We start from the raw sequence: 13,162 nt of genomic DNA, 5'->3' as shown, positions 1-13,162 counted from the left end.
CTATGGAAGCAAGCGACTTGGCCCGGTGATTCCCGCTGTGCCTGGCGCTTCGCAAAAACGGAAGGAATGACATGGCACTTCAGATCGGATCCGAACTCACCTGTTCGATGGGAGTGAAGGACATGACCGCGGCGATCGCATGGTATGAGCGCGTGATGTTGTGCGAGTTGCTCTACCGCGCCGACGAGATCGGCTGGTGCGAACTCAAGACCCCGATGGCGGGAGTGAATATCGGGCTGAGCCAGCTCGAGAGCGTGACGCAGGGCGGCGGCGCGACCAATGTGTTCGAAGTTGCCGATATCGACGCGGCGAAAGCGCATCTTGATGCCGAGGGCGTCCGGCAGGACGGCGACATCCAGCATATCCCGGGGCTGGTGAAGCTGATCACCTTCTACGATCCCGACGGCAACGCCTTCATGTTCTCGCAGTCCGAGATGGCGGCATGACATCGCTCTGGTGGGCCGTCGCGGTGCTCGTCGCACGGGCTTGGCCCGCCGAGCTTCCGTCGCTTGCCGCAAGGCATGGCCGCCGGGCCGAGGCCTTTGGCAAACCCGCGACGGCGACGCTCGACATCGGCCCGGCATCGGGCGCCGGCGCGACGCAGCTCGCCTATTGGTTGTCGATCGCCGGCGTGCCGGGCGCAACCTATTCGGCGGAAGGGATTTGCCGCTTCGACAGCAAGGGGGAGGCGTGCGCGGAAACTGGACCAACAGCCATGGTCGGACACGCCCGGCTGCGGGGCGTCTCGGAGCGCAAGAACGAGTTGCAAATTGGGGCAGCGCCGACCTCGAAATCGGCCGGTCGACCTATCGGCTGGAGACGCCCGACCGGTTGATCGTCAACGATTCGGTCCTGCGGGCCGACGGCGGTTGGCGCGTCTTTGCGTGCTGCACTATCGTCGCAACAAAAGCTGAAATCCGAGGATTTTGGAGTGCGCGCATGCTGCGCACAAAAAAAAGAGGGCCGGGACTTTCGTCCCGGCCCAGCCTTTCAGGCTCTCCCCTCCTGAAACTGTTGACGCAATGAATGCCACATTAATGTCATGTTGAAAAGGCCTAAATTTGCGGCAGCGCTGCCTGATTTTTGTGCATCGCAGCATGCAGCAAATGGGACCGGTCGACGCTTCGACCGGTCCCTGTTCCCCAATCTAGAAGGTCTTGCGCGCGGTGATGCCGAAGGTCCGCGGCTGGCCGACGGTATAGCCGAGCCGCGCCCGCCCGCCGCGTTCGCGGTCGAACGACAGCAGCGCATTTTCGTCGAAGAGATTGTTGACATAGGCGATCAGCGACAGGCCATTGTCGAAATCGACCCCGGCGCTGAGATTGACCAACTGGTAATCGGGTAGTTGCAGGTCGACCGTCGTCGCGGCATCGGCCGGGGCACCGCCGAACGGGAGGCCGTGGACGAAGGTCCGCGGGTTGTTTTCCTGATCCGCCGGTTGGGTATAGCGCGTGCCGACATGCTGGAACGATGCTGACACATACATGCTGGCGGCGTCGCCGATCGGCCATTCATAGCTGCCCGCTGCCGAAAGCTGGAACTTCGGTACCGACGGCAGGCGATTGCCTTCGCGAATGCCCGTCGTGGCGGCGAGAACCCCCGGCAGCGTCGAATCGAATTCGGCTTCGATCAGGCTGCCCGAAAGGCTGAGGTCGAGTCCGTCGGCCGGTTGCAGGCCCAGTTCGAATTCGACCCCCATCGAATGCGCCTTGGGCACGTTGAAGACGACGCGCGACGAACAGGTGCCGGCGTCGAGCGTCACCTGCAGATTCTTGATGTCGTTATAGAAGCCCGCGGCGTTGAAGGTGAAGCCGCGTCCCTGCGACTTCACGCCCAGTTCGTAATTCCACAGCGTTTCGTCGTCATAATCCTGGAACCCGCCGAACAGCGCTTCGTCCTCGTCCGAGCAGAGCGGCAGGTTGAGCGGATCGTTGACCCCGCCGAGGCGAAAGCCTTTCGACGCCTGCGCATTGATCGTCACATCGTCGCTGACGTCGTAAGACAGGAGGAGGCGCGGGGTGAAGCCGCTCGATTTGGTGCTGTCGGTGCGATTGTCGCCGTTGGCAAACAGGCCGCCCGAGACGAAGCTGCGCGTTTCCTTGAAGTCGTAATAGCGCCCGCCCGCGGTTGCGGTGAGCGCGTCGCTGATATCGTAGCTGACCTCGCCGAAGATCGCGAACTGCTTGATGTCGTAGGGCAGGAACGCATTGTACGGCGAATCGGGGCCGAAGCCGTTGGCGATGTCGGCGGCGGTGAGCGGCACGCCTCCGGGACCGCAATCGTCGGGGTCGGCATTACAGGCGTTGACGAAATATTGGTTGGTAAAGGCGTCGTAGCCGGGCGTCGGCAAGGTCTGGGTATAGACGCGATCGACTTTCGAATAAAAGCCGCCGACGACCCACTGGAACGGGCTGTCATTGTCCGACGCCAGCCGGACTTCCTGCGTCCATGTTTCGAGGTCGGTGGTGTCGACAAGGTTCGACGGCAACAGCACGCCCGCATCGGGGAAGCCGAGGTCGACCGACACCGAACCCGACAGTGCGCTTGCGTCGCGGCTGACGAGGATGTCGCGGTTGATATAGCTCGTCACCGAGGTGAGCTTCGCACCGCCGAGGCCGACGTTGATGTTGAGGTCGGCGATCAGCGTTTCGTCGTCGAAGCCTTCGCGCAGCAGCAGATATTGTTCGCGCTCGTCGAAGGTCACCTGCGGCCGCGTAGTCGTGAATTCATTGGCATAGAGATTGTAGACATCCTGCCGGTTGAAACCGTCGGCCTTGACCTTCTGATAGACGATGCGTGGGGTGATCGAGAAAGTGTCGGTCGGCTCGAAGGTCAGTGCAAGACGTCCGCCATAGCGTTCGCCGCTGTTGATATCTTCTTTCCCCGCCGGGCCGATCGCGTTGATGAAGCCGCCATAGCGAGTGTAATAGCCGACCGCGCGGAGCGCTGCATTGTCGCCCATCGGAATGTTGATCGCGCCCTTGAGGTGGCCGCCGAGGTCGTCGCCGTCGACGAGGTTCAGATTCGCCTCGACGCTGCCCTCTATCACCCCCATCTTCGGCTGGTTGGTGATGTAGCGGATCGTGCCGCCGACCGATCCCGAACCGAAGAGCGTGCCTTGCGGGCCGCGCAGCGTTTCGACGCGATTGAGATCGTAAAGGTCGATGTCGGGGGTGAAGAGCGAGAGCGAGATCACGCTTTCGTCGAGATAGACGCCGACCTGTTCCTTGACCCCCGGCTGGTCGCGCACGACCTGTCCTGCCGACACGCCGCGCACCGACACCTGGCTCTGTCCGGGGCCGAGATTCTGGACGGAAAGGCCTGCGACGTTGCGCGACAGGTCCTCGAGCGTCACGGCGCCCGATTTCTGGATATCCTCGGCGGTCTGGGCGTTGATCGAGAAGGGAATGTCCTGAAGATTGGCATCGCGCTTCGTCGCGGTGACGATGATGATATTGCCTTCGTCCTCGGTCGTGGCGTCCTGAGCAGCTGCCGGTACCGCGATCGTCAGCGCGAGCAGCGACAAGCTCGCGAGCATGGATGCACGTGAATGCATGATAATCCTCCTCCTGATGTGGCCAATCTTTTCGTTGGTCCGGGGCGAGGAGTGCGCCTCTTGTCATCAATTCGCAATGGGGGGTGAATCTTGCGCAATAAAATTGCTGCGACATGTTGCGCCCCGGCCACAGTGGATATCGCGGGCAAAAAAGGCCGGAGCAATGCCCCGGCCCGTGGCCGTTCGGGCCACAGTTCAAAAAAAGGCCGGAGCAATGCCCCGGCCAGTGGTTCGCAGGAGGAACCTAGTGAGGATCCCGCCGCCGCCGTTTGAAAGGAGAGAGAGCGTGCGGCGGCGGGTATCCTGTCTCGTCAATAATTATAGGCGCGCTCACCATGCTCGCCGAGGTCGAGCCCTTCGCGCTCCACCTCTGCCGAGACGCGCCCGCCGGTGACCAGCTTTGCGACATAGAAGGCGATGGCCGAACCGATGCCGGACCAGAGGATCGCGACGAGGACCGACTTGACCTGGATCCACAGCTGGCTGCCAAGGACATAATCGTCGCCCGCCGGACCGCCGAGCGCGGCGAGCATCGTCACCGCGGTGCCGACCGAGCCGATGATCCCGCCGAGGCCGTGGATGCCGAAGACGTCGAGCGAGTCGTCGAAACCGAGCTTCGGCTTCATCTTCATCACGAACCAGCAGCAGACAATGCCCGCGGCTGCGCCCAGCAGGATCGCGCCGAACGGACCCGAATTGCCCGCGGCCGGGGTGACCGCGACGAGGCCGGCGATCGCACCCGAACAGGCGCCGAGCAGCGAGCCCTTGTGACCGAGTGCGCGTTCGGTGAGCATCCAGAAGAGGACACCGGCGGCGGTGGCGGTGAAGGTGTTGATGAGGGCAAGGCCCGCCGAACCATTGGCTTCGAGCGCCGAACCGGCGTTGAAGCCGAACCAGCCCACCCAGAGGAGCCCGGTGCCGACGAGGGTCATCGTCAGCGAGTGCGGCGCCATGATGTCCTTCTGATACCCCGAACGCTTGCCGATGATCAGGCAGCCGACGAGCGCGGCGATACCCGCGTTGATGTGGACGACGGTGCCGCCCGCAAAATCGAGCGCGCCCCAGCCGAAGATCAGCCCGGTCGCTTCATCGGTGCCGCCCAGATACCAGACCATATGCGCGATCGGGTAATAGACGATGGTCAGCCAGATGATGGCGAACACCATCATCGCCGAGAATTTCATGCGCTCGACCAGCCCGCCGAGCACGAGTGCGACGGTGATGGCCGAAAAGGTCATCTGGAAGGCGATGAACACGAATTCGGGGATCACGACGCCGTCGGTGAAGGTCGCGACGGTCGAATCAGCGGTCACGCCGGCGAGGAAGGACTTGCCCGCGGAGATGAACTGGTTGGCGTCGCCGCCGAAGGCGAGGCTGTAGCCGAACATCACCCACATGATCATCGCGAGCGCGGCGACCGCCAGGATCTGCGTCAGGACCGACGCCATATTCTTGGTGCGAACGAGGCCGCCATAGAAAAGCGCGAGGCCGGGGACGATCATCGCCATGACGAGCACGGTCGCGGTCATCATCCAGGCGGTGTCGCCCTTGTCGGGCGTCGGCGCGGCAGCTTCGGCGACGGCGGGCGCCGCCTCTTGCGCCCAAGCGGGCAGCGCGGCGAACAGCGAAAGGCCCACGGCCCCGGCGCCCGCCGCAATCTTGTTTGCGAACGTCATAGTTTCCCCCTTCGTCATTTAGAGAGCCGCCTCGCCGGTCTCGCCGGTGCGGATGCGCACCGCCTGACCCACGTCGAGCACGAAAATCTTGCCATCACCGATCGAGCCGGTGCCGGCGCTTTGCTGCAGCGTTTCGACCACCCGCGGTGCAAGCGCGTCGTCGCAGACGAGCTCGATCTTCACCTTGGGCACCATGTTGGTGGCATATTCGGCGCCGCGATAGATTTCGGTCTGCCCCTTTTGCCGCCCGAAGCCTTTGACCTCGGTCACGGTCATGCCGGCGATGCCCAATCCGGTGAGCGCTTCGCGCACCTCGTCGAGCTTGAATGGTTTGATGATGGCCAGGATCAGCTTCATGACGCCCCCTTTTGCTAATGGCACCATGTTGCACTGCAACGGGCGTGCCAGATTGCGCGGAGCGCCTGAAAGTTAACATTTTGTGACGGTTTTGGCCCTCGCCACGCGCCTGATCGGTCGCCCAACGGGCAATGAAGGCAGCGCCATGCCTAAATTTTAGGCAAAGATTGCTATCTTGTTGCCCTGAACCTGGCCCAGACCGGCAGATGGTCGGACGCGCGCGCTGCAAGCGCGCTGCGGTGCACGCCCGCTTCGACCGCTTCGAGATCGGGGGTGGCGAAGATGCGGTCGAGCCGGGCGACGGGGCGACGGCTGTGAAAGCTGTGGCCGGTATCGACCGGACGGTGCTGCGCGCCGAAATCGGCAAGGCAACCGCCGCTCGCGCGCCATTCGTTGCAGTCGCCCATCAGGATGGTCGGCAGCACCTCGCCCTCGGCGACATGGTTCAGGATCGCGCGCGCCTGCTGGCGGCGGCGGAGCCCCGAAATATCGAGGTGCATGCCCACGACGCGGAGCCGCGTGTCGCCGATGCGCACGGTCGCCGCGACGGCGCCCCTCGGTTCGAGCGTCGGTAGATGGAGCGCGTGGCTTTCCTCGACCTCGGCGCCCTTGCGGACGAGCAGGGCATTGCCGTGCCAGCCAATCGCATAGGGGCGGCCGCTGAGCAGGTCGACGGGGACGTAATCGCTATGCTCTTCAAACATATGCGGGGGGATCGCGCTCGCGCGCGTGCCGAAACGCCGGTCGGCTTCCTGCAAAGCGACGATGTCGGCGTCGAGCTCGCCGAGCACCGAGAGCACCCGGCCGGGATCGCGGCGACGGTCGAGACCGACGCCCTTGCGCATATTGTAACTGGCGACCTTGATCATGACGTGCTTTTCAAGCGCTCAGGCCGCGTTTCCGTTCCCGCCGCCCTCGAATTCGGCGACCAGCGCCCGCGCTTCGGCAAGGTCTTCGTCGAGCACCATGATACGGACGGGAATGAGCAGGCCGACGCTTTCGGCGATGTTCATGCCCGCGTCGAAGCAGACGGCATGGACCCCCGCGCTCTCGAGCCGGCCGCGCAGCAATTCGGCCTCGGCGCCATTGGGAAGCCGGACAAGTTCAACGAGCGGCATCAGGCGTCGCCCGTTACGAAACGATCGGTCGGGCGCGTGGGGAGGCCGTCGATGCTTTTCGTGCGCTCCTTGAATTTTTCGACCCACAGGTCGCGGTCGGCCTGGCGGTGATATTTCTGCAGCGTGTCGCGTTCGTGCTGCAATTCCATCATCGGCACGCCCCAGCCGCAGCTTGTCTGGACGCTTTCGACATCGATCACGAAAATCTGCCGGGTGCCGGGGATCAGCCGGAAGTTGGCGGCGAGCGCGTCCCACTCGGCATCCTGCGGCAACACGGGACGCCCGCGGCCATAGATGCGCAGGATCAACGCGCTACGGTCGAAGGCGCAGAACATGATGGTGATACGCCCGTCAGCCGCGAGGTGCGCGTGCGTCTCGTTCCCCGATCCGCCGAGGTCGAGATAGGCGACCTGGGCGTCCGAAAGCACCTTGAAACTGTCGGCATAGCCTTTGGGGGACAGGTTGATGCGCGCATCGGCGGCGGCGGTCGCGGTGAAATAGACCGGCTGCCTTTCGATGAAGGCGATATGCTTGTCGGTCAGCGTGTCGGTGAATTCGGCCATGGATGTTCTCCGCTTCGCGCCCGCCCTATCACCAATTCTTGCCCTCTTCTATCGCGGCTTCCTCCTCGGGGCGCGTCGCCCGGCCGAGCGCGTCGTTGCGGTGCGGGAAGCGGCCGAAGCGATCGACGATGTCGAAATGCTTTTTGGCATAATCCTGGAAAATCGGATCGCCGAACTGGCCGAACAGGCGCAGCGATTCGCGCTGGTCGCCGATGTCCTCGCTGTGTTGGAAGGGCAGGCAGGCGAACTGGCGGCGCTCGTCGGGCCACGCCTTGTGCCACCCACGCGCCACGATGCCATGCGCGATCGCCCGAGCGAGGCTGTCGGTGGCGAAGGCGTCGGCGTGGCCGCGATAGATGTTGCGCGGCACTTGGTCGAACAGGATGGTCGCTGCGAGCGCGGTGTCGGGATCGGTCAGAAAGGTCTCGGAAGGTTGCGAGCGGAGGACCTCGTGCCAGCCTTCAGCTAAATCGCGGACCTCGGCATCGAAGTCCGGCCCGCCGCCGTACCAGTCGTCCATGCCATGGTCGTCGAACCAGAAGGCGAGCAGCTGCCGGGGCCAGTTGGCGGGAGGTGGGGGATCGCTTCTTCGGCCAAGATGGCGGCGTCCTGACCGCATCATCCCGGCCTTCGCCGGGATGATGAATATAGGATTCGGAACTGTGCGTTCATTCCGCCTTCGCGCGACGATAAGGGACGAACTCGCCGAGCGAGACGAAGCCGTTGTACATCCGGCTCGACCGATCGCGCAATTCGACCGTGTCGATACTGCACAACTCGCTGCCGATCGTCTTGGTGACGAGGATATCGTCATCGTCGAGCGATTGGGCGCCGCCTTGGGGCCGGTTGACCCAATAGGTGCTGCCGATCTTGTAAACGATCGCTGTCTTGTCGATGATCTGCGAGCTGTTGATGCTCGAAAGCGAAATGCATTTTTGAGGTTCGCCCGCGACGCGGCCTTCGAGCAGCTTGGCTAGCTGAGCTTCGGGTTCGAGCTTTTCGCGCGCGATGGCGGCGGGAGCGGCCGCGACGGCGGCCGCTGCGATGAGCGCCGGTATCAGATGACGCATGGTTAACTCCTGTCTTCATAATACCCTACCCATGCCTCTTATAGGCGCGGGCGGGTGAACAGCGGCTGACTCGCCTTGCGTTCAGCACGCCCCGTCGGGGAGTGGTATGCCGAGCGGCCCCTTGCACTTCTTTTTCTTTTTCGCTGGCTCGGTGGGATTGTTGTCGCTCGGCGCGCCCATGCCGCCGAAATCTGCGCCGATCATTAGCATCGTGTGCGACCGGAAGCGGACCTTGGCGGTCCAGTCGATGTTCCACGCCGCATTGCCCGCCGGTTTGGGCGGATAGGAAAAATTCGCCTCGGGCCCAAAGGCGTTCAAATTTCCGAACATCATTTCGCCCGACGCTTTCTTGACCTCCGCCGGAATCTGGCAGCTCGTCTGCGCGGGCGGCATGACGATCTTTTGCGTTACGAGCCTGCCGACAGTCGCGGGCGGCAGCCAGTCCCAGAGGCCGCCGCCGAACTGCTGCGACGCGCTGCTTGTCCACCATATCATGTCGCTGTTCCCGCCGCCGCGGTCCATCCCGCCGAAGGCCCAGGCAACATAGCCGGTCGCTGGCTGAAGCGCGTTCCAGCGAATCATTACCGACCCGTCGCCCTGCATCGCGGTCGATGCATTCAGCGCGGGCATATAATCCTGCGCCAGCGTGAAATTGATCTCGGGCCCGACATTACCGGCGATGCGGTGCGCGCCGATGAGCGAGCTGTCCTTCGGCACCGCCTTCGACGATTTGCCGTTCGGCCATCCGGCGTAGGAGGCGCTGTTCGACGCCATTACCTCGCGGATGCGTGGGACGGTCGAGGTGAAGAGGTTCGGCGGAACCTGCCCCGCCGCGACTTTTGCAAAATCGATCACAACGGGCTGCCCCGGTCCGGCCTTGGCGCCGCAGCCCCAATAGAGCAGCAGGCGGCCCTTCGGGCGTTCGAAATTGTCGGGCATTTCGTTGCCATCGTCGCGCGGGGCGGGCTTCCCCGGCTCGGGACCCCAGAGCGGCAGCGACGCACCGAGCTTCGCCTGCGGCTGGAAAAAATGGTCGGCGCGCACGGGCGGCTTGGTTGGCGGCTGGTTCGCCCCGAGGCGGAGTTCGATCGTGCGCGCCACCTGGTTGTCGGGGCCGCCGCCGAACATCATTCCCATCATCCCGCCGACACCGGGCTTGCGCCCGCCCGCGGTCATCGCAGCAAAGCCCGACGCGGTGGCGACGTCCATTTCATAGCGTTCCTTGGGCCCGGTGGTTTTTTGAGCCGAGCCCGGAACGGCGGCGAGCATCGCGGCGATGGCGGCGACGGAAACGAAACGCAGACTCGAACGCATGCAAACCTCCCTGTTGTGGGGGTGCCCCACGGATGATGCGACCGAATCTTCTTTCTATTTGGCTATCCTATATGCGCGAAGCAGGGGGACGCCAAGTGAGGGCGATCACAGGGCGATCGTCTTGAAGTTCGGCAAGTCCGCTTCGCGAACCGCGCGCGATGCCTTTGCGCGCATAAGCAGCGCAATCGGGATTGGCGTCTATCGCCGCTTGGGTCAGTCGCCGGAACCCGTCGTGGGACAGGATCAGGTGATGCGCCTCATCGATCGATGCCTGGAAGACCGAGCGTACGATCTTGACGAGTTCAAACCAATTCCCCGGTCTGTTCGCCAAATCGTTCCATGCCTTCCGGCTCTGAAACATGTCGTCGATAACGTCGAACGTCGGTAGTAGAAAGCGGCGGCGGCGGGCCAGTCACTCCTCGGATCAGGCCGTCCCGCCGACGGTCAGCCCACTGACCAGCAGCGTCGGCTGGCCGACGCCCGCAGGGACGCTCTGCCCGCCCTTCCCGCAGATGCCGATGCCTTCGTCGATCGCCATGTCGTTGCCGATGCCGGCGACCTTTGTGAGCACGCTGGGTCCGTCGCCGATCAGTGTCGCGCCCTTGATCGAGTCGCCCAATTTGCCATTCTCGATCTTGTATGCCTCGGTACAGGAAAAGACGAACTTCCCCGACACGATGTCGACCTGTCCGCCGCCGAAGCTTTTGGCGAAAATGCCGTTCTTGACGCGCGACAGAAGCTCGGCGGGATCGTCGTTGCCTCCCTTCATGAAGGTGTTGGTCATCCGCGGCATCGGCGCGTGCGCAAAACTTTCTCGCCGCCCGTTGCCGGTGGGTTCGACCCCCATCAGTCGCGCGTTGAGCCGGTCCTGCATATAGCCTTTGAGAATGCCGTCCTCGATCAGCACGGTCTCGCCCGTCGGCGTGCCTTCGTCGTCGATGCTGAGCGAGCCGCGACGGCCGCCGCCAACCGGGCTTTCCATCGCGCCGTCGTCGACCACCGTCACTCCCGGTGCGGCGACGCGCTCGCCGATCCGGCCTGAGAAAGCGCTGGTGCCTTTGCGGTTGAAATCGCCCTCTAGCCCGTGCCCTACCGCTTCGTGCAGCAGCACGCCAGGCCAGCCGGGGCCCAGCAGCACGGTGAACTCGCCCGCGGGCGCGTCGACCGCGCGCAGATTGACGAGCGCCTGGCTCAGCGCCTCGTCGATCGCGCGGTTCCAATGTGCAGGTTCGAAGAGATGATCGTACATGTAGCGCCCGCCGAGGCCGAAATAGCCGGTTTCGCGGCGGCCATTCTCCTCGACGACGATCGAGACGTTGAGGCGGACGAGCGGGCGGATGTCGGTCGCGAGGAAGCCGTCGGCGCGCACGATCTCGACCACCGACCAGCTCCCCGCGAGCGCGACCGAGACCTGCACGACGCGCGGATCGCGCGCGCGCGCGGCGGCGTCGATTTCCTGACAGAGCGCGACCTTCTTCGCGAAGGGGATGAGGTCGAGCGGATTCGCCTCTTCGTAAAGGTGGCGGTTGGTGCGAGGCGGCGGGCCGGCGGGCGCCTGTTTGGCGGGGTCGAGCAGCGCAAGCGTCTCGGCGGCGCGGCGGATCGCGCCCGCACTGACGTCGCTTGCATGGGCAAAGCCCGTCATCTCGCCCGACACGGCGCGCAGGCCGAAACCGGCGTCGGTCGAATAGTCGGCGGTTTTGAGGCGCCCGTCATCAAAGCCGAAGCTCTCGGTCGCGCGATATTGCAGGTAAAGCTCACCGTCGTCGGCCTTCGCGAGCGCTTCGCGTGCGAGCTTCTGCGCCAGATCGGGGTCGAGCGCGTCGGCCCGGTAGAGAAAGCGGCGGGGATCGGTCGGGCTTGTCATGGAGCCGATATAGGGGCGCCCGTGCCGCGGCGCCAGCGCTCAGAGATAATTGACGGTCAGCGTGAAGGTGCCGCTATAGTCGCCCGGGGGCTGGTTCGCCGGAACGGTCATCGTGCCGCCGATATAATAGGTCTGCACCCCGCTGGGCAGCAGGGTCGATCCAAGCAGCGCGATGCCGCCGCCGCTGGTGCTGGCGGCGCGGACAAGGCTGGCGGTCATCGGGGGCGCTCCGCCGCCGGCGCGCGTCAGCGTGACCGATGTGCTGCCAGAAATGAGGATCAGCAGGACGCCGCCCGTGCCTTGGAACACCGCGCGGCGGCCGTTGTTGCCGACGAGCGTCGTCCCGCCCGTCGCGCTGCGGGCGTTGGTGAGGGGGTTGATCGTCACCGTGCCGCCGCCTGGTCCGCTGAGGAGCGTACCAAAATCGAGATCCTCGGTCTTGATAAGCGTGTTGGGGCGCACGACGGCCGCATTGACGATGCCGTTCCTGTCGGCGGCATGCGCCACGCCGCACCATGTGGCGCTGGCCGCTGCCGCAGCAATAGTCAGGACGTGCAGCACGTCTCGGCAGTTTCTGGTCCCTTGTATCCCCACTGATTCCGCTCCTGTCTGGCACATTTATGCCAGAGGGACATGAGTTGTTGATGCAGAAGCTTGGTAAAGGGGCTGTTTACTTCCGGTCCGAACCTTAGCCCGGATCGGCGATCCCGGCGTTCAAACTTTATCGGCGATCCCGCCGATGAGGACGAAGCGCCGGTCGCAATATCCGCAATCGACGAAGCCTTCGTCGGTGTCGATTTCCAGCCACACGCGCGGATGGCCGAGGGCGGCGTTCGCAAGTCCGTCGCCGGTGCCGTCGCAGGCAATGCGGGTCTTGGGCGTGCGGATGGTTTCGGGTGCGGGCTGGGTCATCGACCGCGCCCATAGCAAGGCCGGAAACGCTCGGCAATCGGATCTGCGCGAAGACGGCAGGGCCGTGACGGCACCGGTGCAAGCGCCATATTAGCGCAAGTGGTCCCCCGGTGCCGTCTTCCCCCCACAGGAAGGCCTAAAGATAATTGAGCGTGATCGTGAAAGTGCCGCTGTAATCGCCCGGTGCCTGGTTGGCTCCGACTTCCAGCGTTGCGCCGACCGGGAAATTATAGTTGCCGAGCGACGAGGTAATGCGGAAGCGGGTCGGCGAGGTCGACAGGATCGCAGTCGGCGTGCTGCCGATTTCGAAAGTGCGCGCGCGCATTCGCGTACCGGGACCGGTCAGCCAGATACTGTTCGATCCCAGCGAAATATTGACTTGGCGGTTGAAACTACCGAGCCCGGCGAAGCGCGCGGGCTCGCCGCCGCCCCCGGCGAGCGTGACGCCGCCGGTGCGACTGCGCGATCCGTCGGGGCCGATCGTGACCGTTCCCGCGGTATTCGACGGGATGATGTCGCCGAAATCGAGATCGTTGACCTTGAAGAAGGAAAGCGGGCGAAGCACGATGGCTTCGGCCTCGCTCTGCGCATTGCCCTGCGCCAGCGCCAGCGCCGGCGAAGCGGCGACGGGAGCGATCAGGAGCGCAAAGGCGGTTAGGCCGCGCTGCACGGGCAGCGGGCAAGAGATGTGGCTGGTCCTCACGCATTTCGGTCTAGCGGCGAGTTTCC

Annotated in this window: 15 protein-coding genes; 2 read left to right on the top strand and 13 right to left on the bottom strand. The window is 64.2% G+C overall.

Annotation, left to right across the window (positions count from 1 at the left end):
* Positions 1 to 71 precede the first annotated feature (71 nt).
* Positions 72 to 446 carry a VOC family protein gene (locus HDC35_RS09120; protein ID WP_184645895.1) on the top strand — a complete coding sequence of 125 codons (375 nt, stop codon included), beginning with the start codon at positions 72 to 74 and terminating at the stop codon, positions 444 to 446.
* Positions 443 to 835 carry a hypothetical protein gene (locus HDC35_RS09115; RefSeq protein ID WP_184645893.1) on the top strand — a complete coding sequence of 131 codons (393 nt, stop codon included), beginning with the start codon at positions 443 to 445 and terminating at the stop codon, positions 833 to 835. Before HDC35_RS09120 ends, HDC35_RS09115 begins: the two co-directional genes overlap by 4 nt.
* A gap of 312 nt (positions 836 to 1,147) precedes the next feature.
* Here HDC35_RS09115 and HDC35_RS09110 read toward each other — a convergent pair whose 3' ends face one another.
* From HDC35_RS09110 to HDC35_RS09050, 13 genes are all read right to left on the bottom strand, one after another.
* Positions 1,148 to 3,556, bottom strand: coding sequence for a TonB-dependent receptor (locus HDC35_RS09110; protein WP_184645891.1), 2,409 nt, complete (start codon positions 3,554 to 3,556; stop codon positions 1,148 to 1,150).
* A 311-nt stretch (positions 3,557 to 3,867) separates the two neighbouring features.
* Positions 3,868 to 5,232, bottom strand: a complete 1,365-nt coding sequence (locus tag HDC35_RS09105) for an ammonium transporter (RefSeq protein WP_184645889.1) — start codon at positions 5,230 to 5,232, stop codon at positions 3,868 to 3,870.
* 18 nt (positions 5,233 to 5,250) lie between these two features.
* On the bottom strand, positions 5,251 to 5,589 hold the full coding sequence (locus HDC35_RS09100) for a P-II family nitrogen regulator (RefSeq protein WP_003043080.1): 339 nt from the start codon (positions 5,587 to 5,589) through the stop codon (positions 5,251 to 5,253).
* 170 nt (positions 5,590 to 5,759) lie between these two features.
* Positions 5,760 to 6,458: an endonuclease/exonuclease/phosphatase family protein gene (locus HDC35_RS09095; protein ID WP_184645886.1), complete on the bottom strand. Its 699-nt coding sequence runs from the start codon at positions 6,456 to 6,458 to the stop codon at positions 5,760 to 5,762.
* Between the two features lie 18 nt (positions 6,459 to 6,476).
* Positions 6,477 to 6,707, bottom strand: coding sequence for a DUF2007 domain-containing protein (locus HDC35_RS09090; protein ID WP_136173080.1), 231 nt, complete (start codon positions 6,705 to 6,707; stop codon positions 6,477 to 6,479).
* Positions 6,707 to 7,270: a pyridoxamine 5'-phosphate oxidase family protein gene (locus HDC35_RS09085; protein WP_184645884.1), complete on the bottom strand. Its 564-nt coding sequence runs from the start codon at positions 7,268 to 7,270 to the stop codon at positions 6,707 to 6,709. The genes HDC35_RS09090 and HDC35_RS09085 overlap by 1 nt, the downstream gene beginning before the upstream one ends.
* 28 nt (positions 7,271 to 7,298) lie before the next feature.
* The gene (locus tag HDC35_RS09080; protein WP_260397633.1) at positions 7,299 to 7,892 is read right to left on the bottom strand and encodes a DUF924 family protein; all 594 of its coding nucleotides are present in this window, start codon (positions 7,890 to 7,892) and stop codon (positions 7,299 to 7,301) included.
* A 46-nt stretch (positions 7,893 to 7,938) separates the two neighbouring features.
* Complete coding sequence (locus HDC35_RS09075) at positions 7,939 to 8,340, bottom strand: hypothetical protein (protein ID WP_184645882.1); 402 nt, start codon at positions 8,338 to 8,340, stop codon at positions 7,939 to 7,941.
* Between the two features lie 81 nt (positions 8,341 to 8,421).
* Complete coding sequence (locus HDC35_RS09070; protein ID WP_184645880.1) at positions 8,422 to 9,654, bottom strand: hypothetical protein; 1,233 nt, start codon at positions 9,652 to 9,654, stop codon at positions 8,422 to 8,424.
* A 424-nt stretch (positions 9,655 to 10,078) separates the two neighbouring features.
* A complete protein-coding gene (gene tldD, locus HDC35_RS09065) occupies positions 10,079 to 11,521 on the bottom strand; it encodes a metalloprotease TldD (protein WP_184645878.1) in 1,443 nt (480 codons plus the stop codon).
* Positions 11,522 to 11,560: 39 nt separating this feature from the next.
* On the bottom strand, positions 11,561 to 12,082 hold the full coding sequence (locus HDC35_RS09060) for a DUF4402 domain-containing protein (RefSeq protein ID WP_184645876.1): 522 nt from the start codon (positions 12,080 to 12,082) through the stop codon (positions 11,561 to 11,563).
* A 153-nt stretch (positions 12,083 to 12,235) separates the two neighbouring features.
* The gene (locus HDC35_RS09055) at positions 12,236 to 12,433 is read right to left on the bottom strand and encodes a zinc-finger domain-containing protein (RefSeq protein WP_184645874.1); all 198 of its coding nucleotides are present in this window, start codon (positions 12,431 to 12,433) and stop codon (positions 12,236 to 12,238) included.
* 136 nt (positions 12,434 to 12,569) lie between these two features.
* Complete coding sequence (locus HDC35_RS09050; RefSeq protein WP_184645872.1) at positions 12,570 to 13,136, bottom strand: DUF4402 domain-containing protein; 567 nt, start codon at positions 13,134 to 13,136, stop codon at positions 12,570 to 12,572.
* Between the last annotated feature and the right edge of the window lie 26 nt (positions 13,137 to 13,162).

The organism is Sphingopyxis sp. JAI128 (genome assembly GCF_014207235.1).
Lineage (GTDB): Bacteria > Pseudomonadota > Alphaproteobacteria > Sphingomonadales > Sphingomonadaceae > Sphingopyxis.
This window is presented reverse-complemented; position numbering and strand designations above follow the sequence as displayed.

What these genes read in the sequence shown, in the direction of transcription:
- HDC35_RS09120 (WP_184645895.1), top strand. Translation starts at nt 72, where the DNA reads ATGGCACTTCAGATCGGATCCGAACTCACCTGTTCGATGGGAGTGAAG.
- HDC35_RS09115 (WP_184645893.1), top strand. Translation starts at nt 443, where the DNA reads ATGACATCGCTCTGGTGGGCCGTCGCGGTGCTCGTCGCACGGGCTTGG.
- HDC35_RS09110 (WP_184645891.1), bottom strand. Translation starts at nt 3,556, where the DNA reads ATGCATTCACGTGCATCCATGCTCGCGAGCTTGTCGCTGCTCGCGCTG.
- HDC35_RS09105 (WP_184645889.1), bottom strand. Translation starts at nt 5,232, where the DNA reads ATGACGTTCGCAAACAAGATTGCGGCGGGCGCCGGGGCCGTGGGCCTT.
- HDC35_RS09100 (WP_003043080.1), bottom strand. Translation starts at nt 5,589, where the DNA reads ATGAAGCTGATCCTGGCCATCATCAAACCATTCAAGCTCGACGAGGTG.
- HDC35_RS09095 (WP_184645886.1), bottom strand. Translation starts at nt 6,458, where the DNA reads ATGATCAAGGTCGCCAGTTACAATATGCGCAAGGGCGTCGGTCTCGAC.
- HDC35_RS09090 (WP_136173080.1), bottom strand. Translation starts at nt 6,707, where the DNA reads ATGCCGCTCGTTGAACTTGTCCGGCTTCCCAATGGCGCCGAGGCCGAA.
- HDC35_RS09085 (WP_184645884.1), bottom strand. Translation starts at nt 7,270, where the DNA reads ATGGCCGAATTCACCGACACGCTGACCGACAAGCATATCGCCTTCATC.
- HDC35_RS09080 (WP_260397633.1), bottom strand. Translation starts at nt 7,892, where the DNA reads ATGATGCGGTCAGGACGCCGCCATCTTGGCCGAAGAAGCGATCCCCCA.
- HDC35_RS09075 (WP_184645882.1), bottom strand. Translation starts at nt 8,340, where the DNA reads ATGCGTCATCTGATACCGGCGCTCATCGCAGCGGCCGCCGTCGCGGCC.
- HDC35_RS09070 (WP_184645880.1), bottom strand. Translation starts at nt 9,654, where the DNA reads ATGCGTTCGAGTCTGCGTTTCGTTTCCGTCGCCGCCATCGCCGCGATG.
- tldD (WP_184645878.1), bottom strand. Translation starts at nt 11,521, where the DNA reads ATGACAAGCCCGACCGATCCCCGCCGCTTTCTCTACCGGGCCGACGCG.
- HDC35_RS09055 (WP_184645874.1), bottom strand. Translation starts at nt 12,433, where the DNA reads ATGACCCAGCCCGCACCCGAAACCATCCGCACGCCCAAGACCCGCATT.